The sequence below is a fragment of the Ochrobactrum sp. WV_118_8 genome (assembly GCF_039631535.1).
Taxonomy (GTDB): Bacteria; Pseudomonadota; Alphaproteobacteria; order Rhizobiales; family Rhizobiaceae; genus Brucella; species Brucella anthropi.
The window spans coordinates 727,959-742,508 of record NZ_JBDIUZ010000001.1; the positions used below are offsets into that span (position 1 = coordinate 727,959).

A 14,550-nucleotide genomic window follows, 5' to 3' on the forward strand; every position below is an offset into this window, starting at 1 on the left:
AAAGGGCTGCGGAGAATTCCGCAGCCCTTTTACTATATTAATCGAGGGACTTCAGGTTACGCTCGATGGCTTCCCGCTTTCCTTCGAGGAAAGGTGGAAGCGACAGGCTTTCGCCAAGACTTTCAAGTGGTTCATCAACAGCGAAACCCGGACCATCGGTAGCGATTTCGAACAGGATGCCGTTCGGCTCGCGGAAGTAGAGCGAGCGGAAGTAGTAACGTTCCACTTCGCCGCTTGACGGCATGCGCACGGACCTCAGACGGTCGACCCATTCCTGCATGCTTTCCTGATCTGGCGTGCGGAAGGCCACATGGTGCACGGCGCCCGCACCCTGCCATGCGGTTGGCAGGTTCGGCTGTACCGCGACATGCAGTTCGGCGGCAGCACCGCCCGGCCCCATGGAGAAGACATGGACATGGCCATCGCCGTCAGGCGAAGCGTAATCGCCGGTCTGGCGCATGTTCATGACCTTTTCCAGAATGATCTGGGTCGGTGCCAGTTCGGGAACGCTAAGCGTAATCGGTCCGAGACCTCTGATCTGCCTTTCCGCAGGCACGGGACTCCGGTCCCAGCTATGTGCCTCACCCGCGCCGCCATCATCGGTCAGGCGCAAGCGCTGCCCTTCCGGGTCTTCGAAGTCGAGAACAGCCCGTCCCGCGACCTCGAAAATATCGCCCGTCTGGACGCTTTTATCGTTCAGGTGCTTTCGCCACCAATCGAGACTTTCGACACCGTTCACACGCAAACCAGTGCGGGCGACGCTGTTGGTGCCGCGCTGTTCGCGCTGTACCGGCCAGTCGAAAAAGGTGATGTCCGTGCCGGGCGAAGCCAGCCCGTCTGCGTAGAACAGATGGTAGGCGCTGGTGTCGTCCTGATTGACGGTTTTCTTGACGAGCCGAAGCCCGAGCGTGTCGGTATAGAAGCGCCGGTTGCCGGGCGCATCGGCGGTAATGGCTGTCAGATGGTGCAGCCCTGTCAGTTCCAATGCCATAATGTGCCTCCTTCAGAAACGGAGTTGCTGTTGGGGGATATATCGGTCTGGGCTGATCGTGAGGAAAGTATCACCTGTTGAACAGTGTGTAACCCATAAGCCGCAATCGCCTTGCGTTCCGACAACGGTGGATAATTGGGGCTTGGCAGAAGGTTTCAGTTAAAGAATATATTAACCCTCAAAGTTCGGGTGTAATACCAAAACTAGATGAGTTTGACCCATCGAGTTTTGGTTAAGCCTGTGCGGCGATTGAGCATTTTCAGGGCGTGATGCGTCAGCATCTCAGCGCCCTCGTATAAGAGACCTGCTGGCGTGGCGTTGAGGGAGTTTGGTTTTGCGGCGCGTTTTTTCTCGGACTGCCCCTGCGTTGCTTGTTCTTCTGTCTGTGCTTGCCGGTTGCGCCAGCCGGCCTGAAGGCGTGCTTATCCCGGTCGGCGATGTCGCTTCGCCCGGTACGACGAAGGTGAATCTTGTCGTTGCCACCACGCGCCGTCCGTCTGATAATCCCGGCATTCTTTTCTCCGGCGAACGCGACAAGCTCGTGTCGCTCAACGAGATCGTTGTGTCCATTCCGCCGGAAAAGAACCGCAAGGCGGGTGAAGTGCAGTGGCCCAAGAAGCTGCCGCCCAATCCGCAGAAGGATTTCACCACCGTCAGCGTGACACCGGTCAAGACCGATGTGGAAATGGCAGGCTGGGTCCGCCCGCATCTGACTAAAAGTCGCCGCGTAATGGTGTTCGTGCACGGCTTCAACAATACGTTCGAGGATTCCGTCTATCGCTTTGCGCAGATCGTGCACGATTCCGGTGCCGATGTTGCACCGGTGATCTTTACCTGGCCATCGCGCGCCAGTGTTTTCGACTACAACTACGACAAGGAAAGTACCAATTATTCCCGCGATGCGCTGGAACAGATCTTGCGCGCCATCGCACGCGAGCCAGAGGTCAAGGATATCACTGTCATGGCCCATTCGATGGGCAGCTGGCTGACGGTCGAGGCTCTGCGGCAGATGGCGATCCGCGACGGTCGCGTCAATGCCAAGATCACGGATGTCATTCTGGCATCGCCCGATCTCGACGTCGATGTGTTCTCGAAGCAGTTCCTTGCCATGGGCAAGCAGCATCCGCGCTTCACGTTGTTCACGTCGCGGGATGACAAGGCGCTTGCATTGTCACGGCGCATTTCGGGCAATATCGACCGCCTCGGCCAGATCGATCCGTCAATCGAGCCTTATCGCTCCGAGCTGGAAAAAGCAGGCATCACCGTTATCGACCTGACACAGTTGAAGGCGGGTGACCGTCTCAACCATGGCAAGTTTGCTGCAAGTCCGGAAGTCGTGCAGTTGATCGGTCAGCGCCTTGTCGCAGGCCAGACCATCACGGATTCGCAGGTTGGCCTCGGTGATCGTCTGGGGGCGGTGGCGATGGGCACGGCACAGGGTGTCGGCACGGCTGCCTCGCTGGTGGTGACGGCGCCGATTGCCGTGTTCGATCCGAACACGCGCAAAACCTATGACGAGCAGATTGACCGTTTCGGTCGCGCTGTCGGCAATACGGTTGGCGCGGTAACTACCCCCACGCAGTAAAGTATGCCGACAGCGTTCTTTCCTCTGCAGTTGTCATATTTGAGCTGACGCTGTAGGACTCGCGGCCAACAAATTCGGGCCGCGAGGAGGACCTCATGCAGATCATCCGCACCATTGAGGAATTGCGTCAGGTTTTGGCACCAGCAAGGCGGGCGGGAAAACGCATCGGCTTCGTGCCGACCATGGGCTACCTCCATAAAGGCCATCTTGAACTGGTTCACCGCTCCAGAGCGGAAAATGACGTGACTGTCGTGTCCATCTTCGTCAATCCGTTGCAATTCGGCGCGAATGAAGACCTCGACAAATATCCGCGCGATCTGGAACGGGATGCGGCTCTGTTGCACAGAGCGGATGTCGATTATCTTTTCGCGCCGGCGGTCAGCGACATGTATCCGCAGCCGATGCAGACGGTGGTGGATGTGCCAACCCTCGGCAACCAGATGGAAGGCGAGGCACGTCCCGGTCATTTCGCCGGTGTCGCAACGGTGGTGAACAAGCTTTTCAACATCGTCGGCGCGGACGCCGCCTATTTCGGCGAAAAGGATTTTCAGCAACTCGTCATCATCCGCCGCATGGTGGAGGACATGGCTATTCCGGTGCGCGTTGTCGGTGTTGAAACGGTGCGCGAGGAAGACGGGCTCGCCTGTTCGTCCCGCAATGTCTATCTGTCGCCGGAGCAGCGCGCCGCCGCCATCATCGTACCGAAGGCACTCGATGAGGCCGAGCGACTTTATCGGTCCGGCGTGGATGATCCCGATGCGCTGGAAGCGGCAATTCGCACTTTCATTGCCACGGAACCGCTGGCGACGCCGGAAGTGGTGGCGCTGCGTGACCCCGAAACGTTGGAACGCCTGACGGCAGTGCAGGGGCGTCCGGTGCTCGTCGCGCTGTTCGTGCGGCTCGGCACGACGCGGCTCCTCGATAATCGCGTGATCGCGCATGTCGCGCAGGAACAGGCGGCCTGAGATGAGCGCATCCGTTAAACAGAAGCGACTGACGCCGAAGGCCATTTCGGCTCTCAAGGGCGAGCGCCCGATTGTCAGCCTCACCGCCTATACGACACCGATTGCGCGTCTGCTCGATCCGCATTGCGACCTGCTGCTGGTGGGGGATTCACTCGGCATGGTGCTTTACGGCATGGATTCCACCCTTGCTGTCACGCTCGACATGATGATCGCCCATGGGCAGGCGGTGATGCGCGGGGCCGAGACGGCCTGCGTCATCGTCGACATGCCGTTCGGTTCCTATCAGGAATCAAAGGAACAGGCGTTCCGCAATGCGGCTCGTGTGATGCAGGAAACCGGCTGCGACGGCGTCAAGCTCGAAGGCGGCGAGGAAATGGCCGAAACGGTCGCATTCCTCGTCAAGCGGGGCATTCCGATATTCGGTCATGTCGGGCTGATGCCACAACAGGTTAACACGGTCGGCGGCTTCCGCTCGCTCGGACGCGGCGACGAGGAAGCCGACCGGATTCGCCGCGATGCACATGCCATTGCCGATGCCGGTGCTTTCGCGCTGGTTATTGAGGGCACCGTGGAACCGCTGGCGCGCGAGATCACCGCATCGCTCGCCATTCCGACGGTTGGCATTGGGGCTTCGGCTGCCTGTGATGGGCAAATACTGGTTTCAGACGACATGCTGGGGCTGTTTCAGGATTTCACGCCGCGTTTCGTGAAGCGTTTTGCGCAATTGGCGCCGCAGATTTCCGATGCAGCCAAAGCCTATGCCGAAGAGGTGCAGGCGCGTGCATTTCCGGGGCCGGAGCATGTTTTCGGCGCGAAACCCAAGGGCTGAATAGCAAAACCTGTGCCGTATGGCGGTAGCGCCTTGTATTTATTCGTCAATCGCGTTCAATGTCGGAACTGTTTTCCGGAGTTGCCGTGACCGACGATATTGCCCATACCGAACTGATTGCCGTGCTGACGGCTGTGACCAGTGAACAGCCGCGCGTCATGACTGTGCGGCAGGGACAAGCTTTACCGTCGGGTCCGTTCGAAAGCGAGCATCGTTCTCTGCAATCGGGTCTGCGCGCCTGGGTGCAGTCGGAAACCGCACATCCGGTCGGTTATCTGGAGCAGCTCTACACTTTTGCCGACCGTGACCGTCACGCACAGGGCGAACGCATCATCTCGATCAGCTATCTCGGCCTCGTGCGCGAAAGCGATGCGGCGGCAGGGCAGGCGGGCTGGCGCGGCTGGTATGATTATCTGCCGTGGGAAGATCACCGTCAGGGCGAACCGGCTATCATGGAGCATCTCAACAATGCGCTGCTTGTCTGGGCCTATCGGGCCGAAACGCCGGAGCTGACAGCGCAGCGCATGCGGCGCATCGCTTTCACCTTCGGCTTTGAGAGCGGAGAGTGGAGCGGGCGCTGGAACGAAGACCTTGTACTGCAACGTTATGAGCTGCTGTTCGAGGCTGGTCTGGTGGCCGAGGCCGGAATGAAGGAAGACGAGAACGGCCGCTCCATGTTTGCCGATCATCGCCGTATCCTTGCCACGGCAATTGCGCGACTGCGTGCCAAGATCAAATACCGCCCGGTGGTGTTCGAGTTGATGCCTGACGGTTTCACCCTGCTGCAGTTGCAACGCACCGTCGAAGCGTTGGCCGGCTTGCGCCTGCACAAGCAGAATTTCCGCCGCCTGATCGAACAGCAGGATCTCGTCGAGGAAACCGGCGAAAGCGACAGCGAAACCGGCGGTCGCCCGGCAAAACTGTTCCGTTTCCGCTACTCGATTGTCGAGGAACGCGCCCTTTCCGAGCGCCATCTGGCTGGTGCCAAGCTGCCAATCTCTCGCGATTGACAATATACTCGAATCGAGTATAACTTCGCAGACATAAAATACTCAAGTTGAGTATAATTGATGCACTCGGGAGATCACCCATGAACGATCATGTTTCCGTCTCGCAACTCTATGATCGCGTGGCCAAAGTCCTGCCGAAGGCGGAGTGGCTGGGCTTCGAGGACGACGTTGCGGCGATCCTCGAACTGAAGAAAAAGCGCAATGCAGTCATCCTTGCGCATAATTACCAGACGCCGGAAATCTTCCACTGCGTGGCCGATATTGTCGGCGACAGTCTGGCGCTGGCGCGCAAGGCTGCGGAGGTCGATGCCGATGTGATCGTGCTGGCGGGCGTGCATTTCATGGCCGAAACGGCCAAGCTGCTCAATCCAGGCAAAACGGTACTGATCCCCGATATGGCTGCAGGTTGTTCGCTGGCCGACAGCATCACGCCGGAAGATGTGGCGTTGCTGCGTGAAGCGCATCCCGGCGTGCCGATCATTACTTATGTCAACACATCCGCTGCCGTGAAGGCGGCATCCGATATTTGCTGCACCTCCGGCAATGCCAAAAAGGTGGTGGAGTCGCTCGGCGCGCCGCGCGTGCTGATGATCCCCGACGAGTTTCTGGCGCAGAATGTGGCGCGCGAAACCGATGTCGAAATTCTCGCCTGGCATGGCCATTGCGAGGTACATGAACGCTTCACCCCCGACGATATTCGCGAATTGCGCGAGAGCCACCCCGGTGTGGTGGTTCTGGCCCATCCTGAATGCCCGCCGGACGTGGTGGAAGCTGCCGATTTCGCCGGGTCCACGGCGGTCATGTCGGATTATGTCGGCGAGAAAAAGCCGCAGCGTGTCGTGCTTTTGACCGAATGCTCGATGAGCGACAATGTCGCTGTCGATCACCCCGATGTCGAGTTCATCCGCCCGTGCAATCTCTGCCCGCATATGAAGCGGATCACGCTTGCCAACATTCGCGATGCGCTGGAAAACAATCGCCATGAAGTGACCGTCGAGGCAGCACTGATGGAGCCTGCCCGGCGCGCCGTCGAACGGATGTTGGCGGTATGAACACGGCCCCGCTCCCGGTTCTCGTCATCGGCAGCGGTCTTGCCGGTCTGATGACGGCGCTGACGCTATCTCCGCAGCCGGTGTTGCTGGTGACAGCGGGAAGCCTCGGCCTGTCCGGTTCGAGCACGCTTGCGCAAGGCGGTATTGCTGCAAGTGTTGGTGCTGATGACAGCGCGGCGCTGCATCTGGCCGATACGATTGCGGCTGGCGACGGCCTGTGTGACCGGGGCGTGGCTGCGGAGATTGTGGCGGCAGGCGCGGAAGTCGTTGCTGCGCTGGAAGCGCATGGCGTGCACTTCGACCGCAAGTTGGACGGAGCATTTTCACTCGGTCTGGAGGCAGCCCATAGCCGCTATCGCATTGTGCATGTGGATGGCGACGCGACGGGGGCGGGCATCATGCGCGCTTTAACCGCAAAGGTTCTGGCAACGCCTTCGATCACAGTTCTGGAAAACACCCGCGCCCTGCGTTTGATCAAGCAGGATGGTCGTGTCGTCGGTGCCTGTCTTGAAAATCTCGGACCGGTTGCAGCAACCGCCGTGGTGCTGGCGACGGGCGGGATCGGCGGACTTTATAACGCAACAACCACGCCGCTCGGTAATCTCGGCCAAGGTGCCGCTCTGGCAGGCCGCGCTGGCGCTGTGCTTGCCGATATGGAATTCGTGCAGTTCCACCCGACCGCGCTTGGCGTGTCTGCGCCGCGTCTGCCACTGGTCAGCGAAGCGGTGCGCGGGGAGGGTGCGCATCTGGTCAATGATCGCGGTGAACGCTTCATGGCCGATATTCCGGGTCGCGAACTTGCGCCCCGTGATGTGGTCGCACGCGCTATCGGCAGCGAGATTGCACAAGGGCGCAAGGTCTATCTGGATGCGCGCGCGGCTCTGGGTGGGCGTTTTGCAACCCGGTTTCCCGGTATCGATGCGCTTTGCAAACAGCATGGCATTGATCCGTCCGGTGATCTGATCCCGGTCAGACCGGCCACGCATTACCATATGGGCGGGATCAGGACCGACGCCGACGGGCGCAGCAGTCTGCCGGGTCTGTGGGCTGTGGGCGAAGCGGCCTGCACCGGCCTGCACGGCGCCAACCGGCTGGCCAGCAATTCGCTGCTTGAAGCTGCCGCCATGGGGCTGCGCGCCGCCCGCGCCCTCTCAAATGAAGACGCCGTCGACGCGCGGCATCCCGTGCCGTTCAGCCTGCCACAGAGTGCCGATCCCGAACCGGTGCGGCGCATCGTTTCCAGCCATCTTGGCCTGCTGCGCGATGAAGAAGGTGTGCGTTTTGCAATCACGACCCTTCTCCCTCTCGCGGAGACCGACGATGCCGCAGCCGTGGCGCTTGCTGTTGCGGTTGCAGCATTTGAACGATGCGAGTCACGCGGTGGCCATACCCGGACGGACCATCCGCACAAAGATGCGGTGGCCAAACGCCGCTTCCACACATTCAAGACGGCGTTCGCGCTTGCTCGTGAAATAGTTGAAACAAACCGAATCTCCAGGATAGCCTCATGAACCTGCCGCGCTTGTCTCCGCTCGTCGTCGAACCGCTGGTGCGCGCCGCACTTCTGGAAGATCTGGGGCTTGCTGGTGATATTACCAGCAATGCGGTGGTGCCGGAGGATCACCGCTCGGCCATGCTGTTCAGCCTGCGTCAGCCGGGTGTCATCGCCGGGCTGGACGTGGCCGAAATGGCATTTCGTCTGGTCGACCCGGATGTTACATTCGAACGCATGGCGCGCGACGGTCAGTCTCTTGAGAAGGGGGCGGATGTTGCCCGCGTTTCCGGCTCCTCCCGCTCTATACTCGCAGGAGAACGGACGGCGCTGAATTTCCTTGGCCATCTGTCCGGCATCGCCACGGCGACGACTAATCTGGTCAAGGCTGTGGCTGGCACAAAGGCCTCCATCGTCTGCACCCGCAAGACGACGCCCGGTCTGCGCGCCTTGCAGAAATATGCAGTCCGGGCAGGCGGCGGCATGAACCACCGTTTCGCGCTCTATGATGCGGTGCTCATCAAGGACAATCATATCGCCGTTGCGGGCGGTGTGCGCGAGGCTATCGAACGCGCCAAGGCCGGTGCTGGTCACATGGTCAAGATCGAGGTCGAGGTCGATACGCTGCAACAGCTCGAGGAGGCGATGGCCATTGGTGTGGACGCTGTATTGCTCGACAATATGTCGCCTGCGCAATTGCGCGAGGCGGTCTCGATTATCGACGGTCGCGCCATTTCCGAAGCCTCGGGCGGCATCACGCCGGAAACGGTGGCGGCGGTTGCTGCCAGCGGGGTTGATCTGATTTCGGTCGGCTGGACCACGCACAGCGCGCCAAATCTCGATATCGGGCTCGATTTTGAACTGAATAGATGAGGCTTTACGTCTTGTGTGGACACAGGGGCAATATCTCCCACATAGGCAATGTCCAAACGTGTTTCGCTGTGAAACCTAGTCCACCGCTAAGGGTTAGGTCTCGCTCATTCATGGCGTAAACTGCATCCATACTCGTGCAAGAATCCTACATGCAAAAACATGATTGAATAATTCATGTTTTTATGTCACACGATGACTGACTGATAGTCAGTCATGAGTCGTGCGGTGGTTCTGCAACTTGCTTGTGTGCGTGCCGGCTGCCGGATCGCCGTCACGGCTCAAAGCGGCATTGCCGCAGAAAGTTTGATGGATATCGAGCAGGAGGGAAGCGTGATGCTTCACCATACGGAAAATTGGCCTTACGTGGTCACCTTGTCGAAGGGCGCATCGACCTTGGAAGAAACGCGTGAATTCTTTGATGCCTGGAATCGGTGGCTTGACGAGGGAAAGCCCTTCATCACGATCCGCCGTTTTCTGGACGAGGACGCACTTGCGCATCCCGAAGGTTCGGCACGGGAAGTGAAACAATGGTTGCAGCAGAATGCGCAGCGTATTCGCGAACAGGTGCTGGGCATGGTGAACATCGTTCCGGAATCTGTTTATGAACAGGCAAGCCGCATGGATGCAGAAAAGCTGTTTCGCGTCCCCGCGGGCACATTCTCCAATGTCGATGCGGCGCTGCATTGGCTGGAAGATCGGGTCATTCGACCAAATCAGCTTGATTTTGACAGGGCGGCGATCCGGGATAAATTGGCAGCGACCTGAAGTTTTGGAGATTGATTTGCCTTCCACTGCCATCAAGCCCAAGCCCCGCACCAAACCAGCGGAAATACGTCGCGACGAGCTGATGGCTGCAGCCGAAGCCCTCTTCCTCGAAAAGGGCTTCGCGGCGACAAGCGTGGATGAAATCGTGCGTCTGGCGGATGTTGCCAAAGGTACGTTCTATCTGCATTTTCGCAGCAAGGACGACATCCTGCTTGCCTTGCGGGAGCGATTTGTCGATGGGTTCTGCGAGCGATTGGAGCGCCAACTCGGTCTACTTCCCGCCGACGACTGGCAGGGAAAACTGGCTGCATGGGCCGAGACCGGAATTGCCGGCTATCTCGACAACTACAAACTCCACGACATGGTGTTCCATGATTTTCACCCGCCCATGCGTCGCATGAAGCAGGAAAATCCGGCAATCGTCCGGCTCGATGCATTGTTGACCGACGGTAATGCTGCAGGCGTATGGAAAATCGCCGATACGCGTTTGACGGCTGTACTTCTGTTCAATGCGCTGCACGGTGCGGTCGATGAGATTATCTCCAACCCGGATATGATGGATCGTGCCGAGATGGTCGCCGGTGTGAAGACGTTTTTCCTGCAGGCGGTGCGATCTCAATAAGTACAGTTAAAGAAAAAGGGAGGCCGACGCCTCCCTCTATTCATTTTTCAGCGCTTGTGGCAGGGGTTACTTTTCAACAAAAGCCTTTTCGATGACGTAATGTCCGGCTTCGCTCTGGCTGCCTTCCTTGAAGCCGCGTTCTTCCAGAATCTGCTTGGTTTCGGCCAGCATTTCCGGGCTGCCGCAGAGCATCATGCGGTCGTCATCGTGGTTGAATTCCGGCAGACCAATATCGGCAAAGAGCTGACCCGAACGAATGAGGTCGGTCAGGCGGCCACGATTCTTGTAAGGCTCACGTGTGACAGTCGGATAGTAGATGAGCTGGTTCTTGACCATTTCGCCGAGGAATTCATCCTGCGGTAATTCATTGGCGATGAAGTCCGTATAGGCAAGCTCAGCCACCTGACGTACGCCATGAACGAGAATAATCTTCTCGAAACGTTCATAGGCCTCCAGATCGCGGATGATCGACAGGAATGGCGCGAGACCGGTGCCGGTCGAAAGCAACCAGAGATTTTTTCCGGGCTTCAGATTGTCATAGAGCAGCGTGCCGACCGGCTTCTTGGACAGGATGATCTGGTCACCAACCTTCAGGTGCTGGAGCTTTGAGGTCAATGGACCGTTCGGCACCTTGATCGAGAAGAATTCCAGACCGTCTTCGTAAAGGCTCGAGGCAATCGAATAGGCGCGTGTGAGCGGCTTGCCGTTCACTTCCAGGCCCATCATGATGAACTGGCCGCTCTGGAAGCGAAAACCGGGGTCGCGCGTCGTGCGGAAGGAAAACAGCGTGTCGGTCCAGTGATGGATGTCGGTGACGGTTTCCTGATTGAAGTTGCTGCTCATTTTCGGAACTGTCTCTGTCTTGCTCCAGCACCGCTTGGGAGGACGGCGCCTATGGAATGGATTGGTCGGTTCGGTTTCTATCGGTCATTGCTGCATTTTGCCCGCAGTCGTGCAGCTCCGTGGAGACTGCATCCGCTGCGGGCAAAACGCCTTGATCACAATCAATGTAAGCGCGTCATGCTGCCTTCAGGGTGGCTTCCGCGAATTCGTAGTTGGCCAGCTTGTCGAGGAAATTCGTTACATAGTCAGGCCGACGATTACGGAAATCGAGATAATAGCTATGCTCCCAGACATCAAGCCCTAATAGTGCCTTGCCTTCGCCTGTTGCCAGCGGGTTGGAGCCATTTGGCGTCTTGGTGACCTTCAGCTTGCCGTCATTGGCCAGAACCAGCCATGCCCAGCCCGAGCCGAACTGCCCGACGGCCGCAGCCTTGAAGGCTTCCTTGAACTGGTCGACGCTACCGAAATCCTCGACGATCTTCTTTTCCAGAGCGCCAGGCAGGCGACCACCGGTTGCCGACAGGTTCTGCCAGAACAGATCGTGGTTCCAATGCTGGCCGGCATTGTTGAACACGGGAGCTAGATCAGCCTTATCCTTGGCGAAGAGGACGATTTCTTCGAGCGACTTGCCCTTGAGCGCGTCATTTTTCTCCACGAAACCGTTGAGTGCCGTCACATAGGCCTGATGGTGCTTGCCGTGGTGCAGCTCAAGCGTTTCCGTGCCCATTCCGACGCCTTCAAGTGCGTTGGTTGCAAAGGGAAGTGGTGGCAAAGTGAAGCTCATTTTAAAACTCCTGATCGCTTGAGCATAATCACCGTTCAGCATCCTGAGGATCTATCCCGGTGTGGACTCTGGCTTTGACGAAAGCCGGTTTGAGTTTGAATATTGAAAATTCAGAATTATCTTGCTTCGACAGGCCTGATCACCTATTTAACAAGATAATCCTTCTTTAAATAGAAAATGGCACATATGTCAAGGAATGACTTTCTAAATACCGATGAATTGGGAGCACGTTCTCCCGCGGAGAGGATCATGCTCTCGCTCAAGATGCGGGGAGCGCAAACCGCCGCGACCATCGGGGAACATTTGGGAACCACAGGTGAGGCCGTTCGCCAACAGCTCGTGCGTCTGGCAGAGGAAGGGCTTGTTTCCTCACATTCCGTGTCCCAAGGCGTTGGCCGCCCTTCGTTGTTCTGGGATCTGACCGAAGCCGGTAACAAACGTTTCCCCGATACGCATGCTGATCTGACAGTTCAGCTTCTTCATTCGGTGCGTACCATTCTTGGTGACGATGCGCTGGACACGCTGATCGCCCATCGCGAGACCGAGACGCGCCGTCAATATCAGACGCGGCTGAAGGATTTGTCGCTCGACCAGCGAGTGAAGGAACTTGCCGACATTCGTTCCGCCGAAGGCTACATGGCTGATGCCGAAAAGCGGGACGATGGTTCCTGGCTGCTCATCGAAAATCATTGTCCTATCTGCGCCGCTGCAGATGCCTGTCAGGGCTTCTGCAGATCAGAGCTTCAGGTATTCAGGGCCGTGCTTGGCCCTGATGTTTCTGTAAACCGCACCGAGCATATTCTGGCCGGTGCGCGGCGCTGTGCTTACGTTATTGCGCCGACCGCCTAACCATCCTTTTTTAGCACTATGCCGGTTGCGGCTGTCTCGCGCTGCGGACCAGAGCGAGTGCCGACACGAATGCCAGTGCAGACAGAATGGCAAAGCCGGAGAAGAGCCAAAGTGCGGCATGTGCAGTGCCGGTAAAGCCGCCGGGATTGGTGAGGCCAGCCATATTGGCAACCATTCCTGCAAGTGCTGCGCCAAGGGCGGTCGTGAAAAGCTGCACCATGGTCACGGATGCGGAAGCCAGATTCTGATCCTCTGCGTCGGCACGCTTGAAAATGCGGGTCAGCAGGTGCGGCCATGTCAGGCCAACGCCAAAACCGATGACGGCCAGCGCGATACAGATCGGCAGCAGATCGTACCAATGTCCTTCGCTGCCAGCGGGAATGAGAACGGCCAGCGTAACCATGCCCGCCACGCCCATGACGGGGGCGGCCAGAATGACACGGTCGGTACGCCCGGCGGCAACCCCTGACGATCCGATGGATCCAAGTGTCCAGCTGCCGCCCATGATGGCTGCCAGATAGCCCGCAACAAGCGGTGACTGGTTGTGCAGCACCTGAAAGAACAGCGGTACGAAGACTTCGGAACTGGTGACGGATGCGCTGAGGAAGGCGAGGGTCAGATAAAGCGCGCCGAGTTTCTGGATGCTGAACGAGCCTTTCGGCAGAATGCGCCTGCTGGCTTTCTTTTCGACGGCTGCGAGGAGAAGCAGCAGAATAATGGCAAGCGCGACACCTCCGGCATTGAACGCCAGTTCGGATGAAATACTTCCAGCAGAAACGGCGAGGACTGCAGCGGTCAAAAGGATGAGCTGTGGCCAGGCAAGCCGGTCATTGCTGGCGGCGGAGCCGGATTCACGCGGCAGCACCGTCATAGCCATGATGGTGAACACAGCAATCACCGGCGCGAGCGACCAGAAGGCGGCGCGCCAGATGCCAAGCTCCGCAAAAACGCCGCCGATGGCAGGGCCGACAAGTGTGGCCACGCCCCACATACCGGAAACGAGGCCAATGGCGCGTGGCCACAATGCTTCGTCGAAAACGATGCGGATCATGGAATAGGAAAGGGCGAGCATCATGCCGCCGCCAAGACCCTGTATGGCTCGCCCCGCCAGCATGACAGGCATAGATGGAGCCAGACCACAGGTCAGGGTTCCGGCAGCGAAGATTACCGCCGCAATCAGATAAGCGCTGCGCGGGCCTGCCTGAGAAAGCAGGCGCGGCACGAGAGCCGAGCCGAGAATGGATGCAGTCACGAACAGCGCCGTGTTCCACGCATAATAGTCCATGCCGCCAATGTCGGCGACGACCGTTGGCAGAATGGTTGTAGCGATGAACACGTTGATGGCATGAAGCGCGACACCGCCGACAAGCGTCAGCGAGACGATAGCGTTTCTGCCTGCGAACAGGTCTCCCCAACCGGCGGTCGGCTTCTGATCCTGCATTTCATTTTCCTTTGACTGTCATCGTGCGGGCGAAAGTCTGAATGAGGTCGCCCCGAACATGGAGAAAATGGCTACGCCCGGGGCTGTAATTTGTCAAGCAAATGCTTGTTTAATTAATTTGATGATACTTCTGGGATTGTAGCGAGCCCTATCGGCCGGCAGAAGCCATTTGTCCGGGCAAAGACTTTCAATGAAAACGGCAGGGCAAGGGGTAGCGCATGTCTCCCGAAAGCGGGAACCAGTTTCGGGATAAAGACATGCGTAAAAACAAACAGATAGAGCGGTTCCAACGACTTCTTATCAACCGGAACCGCTCTAGAAGAGGGAAGGGGTTCAAATTCCTGCAGAAAGCTCTATATGAAGCTCACCTGCTGAAGGTCGGGAAGTAATCCGCGATAGCTTGTGGGGAAATTTTTTCCCGATAATGCTGTGGCGGATTTGTGTTTCTG

14 protein-coding genes are annotated in these 14,550 nt (G+C 58.2%); 10 read left to right on the top strand and 4 right to left on the bottom strand.

What is annotated here, in order from left to right:
* Positions 1-37: 37 nt before the first annotated feature.
* Positions 38-991 (bottom strand): ring-cleaving dioxygenase, encoded by a 954-nt coding sequence (locus ABDF71_RS03410; RefSeq protein ID WP_125333724.1) that lies wholly within the window; start codon positions 989-991, stop codon positions 38-40.
* 328 nt (positions 992-1,319) lie between these two features.
* Here ABDF71_RS03410 and ABDF71_RS03415 point away from each other — a divergent pair, with 328 nt between their 5' ends.
* The 9 genes from ABDF71_RS03415 (at position 1,320) to ABDF71_RS03455 (ending at position 10,184) form a co-directional block, all read left to right on the top strand.
* Entirely contained in the window at positions 1,320-2,576 is a 1,257-nt protein-coding gene (locus ABDF71_RS03415; RefSeq protein ID WP_041544929.1) for an alpha/beta hydrolase, read from the top strand.
* Positions 2,577-2,671: 95 nt separating this feature from the next.
* Positions 2,672-3,541: a pantoate--beta-alanine ligase gene (panC, locus tag ABDF71_RS03420; RefSeq protein ID WP_094514795.1), complete on the top strand. Its 870-nt coding sequence runs from the start codon at positions 2,672-2,674 to the stop codon at positions 3,539-3,541.
* Between the two features lies 1 nt (position 3,542).
* A complete protein-coding gene (panB, locus tag ABDF71_RS03425) occupies positions 3,543-4,370 on the top strand; it encodes a 3-methyl-2-oxobutanoate hydroxymethyltransferase (protein WP_151615013.1) in 828 nt (275 codons plus the stop codon).
* Positions 4,371-4,429: 59 nt separating this feature from the next.
* A complete protein-coding gene (locus tag ABDF71_RS03430) occupies positions 4,430-5,380 on the top strand; it encodes an NUDIX hydrolase (RefSeq protein WP_151615014.1) in 951 nt (316 codons plus the stop codon).
* 80 nt (positions 5,381-5,460) lie between these two features.
* A complete protein-coding gene (gene nadA / locus ABDF71_RS03435; RefSeq protein WP_151615015.1) occupies positions 5,461-6,432 on the top strand; it encodes a quinolinate synthase NadA in 972 nt (323 codons plus the stop codon).
* On the top strand, positions 6,429-7,943 hold the full coding sequence (locus ABDF71_RS03440; RefSeq protein ID WP_151615016.1) for an L-aspartate oxidase: 1,515 nt from the start codon (positions 6,429-6,431) through the stop codon (positions 7,941-7,943). Before nadA ends, ABDF71_RS03440 begins: the two co-directional genes overlap by 4 nt.
* Positions 7,940-8,797, top strand: coding sequence for a carboxylating nicotinate-nucleotide diphosphorylase (nadC, locus tag ABDF71_RS03445; RefSeq protein ID WP_125333726.1), 858 nt, complete (start codon positions 7,940-7,942; stop codon positions 8,795-8,797). Before ABDF71_RS03440 ends, nadC begins: the two co-directional genes overlap by 4 nt.
* A gap of 213 nt (positions 8,798-9,010) precedes the next feature.
* Positions 9,011-9,562, top strand: coding sequence for a hypothetical protein (locus tag ABDF71_RS03450; protein ID WP_231771318.1), 552 nt, complete (start codon positions 9,011-9,013; stop codon positions 9,560-9,562).
* Between the two features lie 16 nt (positions 9,563-9,578).
* On the top strand, positions 9,579-10,184 hold the full coding sequence (locus ABDF71_RS03455) for a TetR/AcrR family transcriptional regulator (protein ID WP_235824242.1): 606 nt from the start codon (positions 9,579-9,581) through the stop codon (positions 10,182-10,184).
* 66 nt (positions 10,185-10,250) lie between these two features.
* Here the strand turns inward: ABDF71_RS03455 and ABDF71_RS03460 are convergent, their stop codons facing one another.
* Together ABDF71_RS03460 and ABDF71_RS03465 are read right to left on the bottom strand one after the other, a co-directional pair.
* Positions 10,251-11,027, bottom strand: a complete 777-nt coding sequence (locus ABDF71_RS03460) for a ferredoxin--NADP reductase (protein ID WP_010658256.1) — start codon at positions 11,025-11,027, stop codon at positions 10,251-10,253.
* Positions 11,028-11,202: 175 nt separating this feature from the next.
* Positions 11,203-11,811: a superoxide dismutase gene (locus tag ABDF71_RS03465; protein ID WP_029925699.1), complete on the bottom strand. Its 609-nt coding sequence runs from the start codon at positions 11,809-11,811 to the stop codon at positions 11,203-11,205.
* A 249-nt stretch (positions 11,812-12,060) separates the two neighbouring features.
* On the opposite strand from ABDF71_RS03465, the gene ABDF71_RS03470 reads away from it, so the two are divergent.
* Positions 12,061-12,660, top strand: coding sequence for a helix-turn-helix transcriptional regulator (locus tag ABDF71_RS03470; protein WP_012090727.1), 600 nt, complete (start codon positions 12,061-12,063; stop codon positions 12,658-12,660).
* 16 nt (positions 12,661-12,676) lie between these two features.
* On the opposite strand, the gene ABDF71_RS03475 is transcribed toward ABDF71_RS03470, so the two are convergent.
* On the bottom strand, positions 12,677-14,101 hold the full coding sequence (locus ABDF71_RS03475; protein WP_094514801.1) for an MFS transporter: 1,425 nt from the start codon (positions 14,099-14,101) through the stop codon (positions 12,677-12,679).
* Between the last annotated feature and the right edge of the window lie 449 nt (positions 14,102-14,550).

Bases quoted from the DNA above. Each gene is read 5' to 3' on its own strand.
- ABDF71_RS03450 (WP_231771318.1), top strand. From the start codon at position 9,011: ATGAGTCGTGCGGTGGTTCTGCAACTTGCTTGTGTGCGTGCCGGCTGC.
- ABDF71_RS03430 (WP_151615014.1), top strand. From the start codon at position 4,430: ATGTCGGAACTGTTTTCCGGAGTTGCCGTGACCGACGATATTGCCCAT.
- ABDF71_RS03410 (WP_125333724.1), bottom strand. From the start codon at position 991: ATGGCATTGGAACTGACAGGGCTGCACCATCTGACAGCCATTACCGCC.
- ABDF71_RS03465 (WP_029925699.1), bottom strand. From the start codon at position 11,811: ATGAGCTTCACTTTGCCACCACTTCCCTTTGCAACCAACGCACTTGAA.
- ABDF71_RS03475 (WP_094514801.1), bottom strand. From the start codon at position 14,101: ATGCAGGATCAGAAGCCGACCGCCGGTTGGGGAGACCTGTTCGCAGGC.
- panC (WP_094514795.1), top strand. From the start codon at position 2,672: ATGCAGATCATCCGCACCATTGAGGAATTGCGTCAGGTTTTGGCACCA.
- ABDF71_RS03460 (WP_010658256.1), bottom strand. From the start codon at position 11,027: ATGAGCAGCAACTTCAATCAGGAAACCGTCACCGACATCCATCACTGG.
- nadA (WP_151615015.1), top strand. From the start codon at position 5,461: ATGAACGATCATGTTTCCGTCTCGCAACTCTATGATCGCGTGGCCAAA.
- ABDF71_RS03470 (WP_012090727.1), top strand. From the start codon at position 12,061: ATGCTCTCGCTCAAGATGCGGGGAGCGCAAACCGCCGCGACCATCGGG.
- ABDF71_RS03440 (WP_151615016.1), top strand. From the start codon at position 6,429: ATGAACACGGCCCCGCTCCCGGTTCTCGTCATCGGCAGCGGTCTTGCC.
- nadC (WP_125333726.1), top strand. From the start codon at position 7,940: ATGAACCTGCCGCGCTTGTCTCCGCTCGTCGTCGAACCGCTGGTGCGC.
- panB (WP_151615013.1), top strand. From the start codon at position 3,543: ATGAGCGCATCCGTTAAACAGAAGCGACTGACGCCGAAGGCCATTTCG.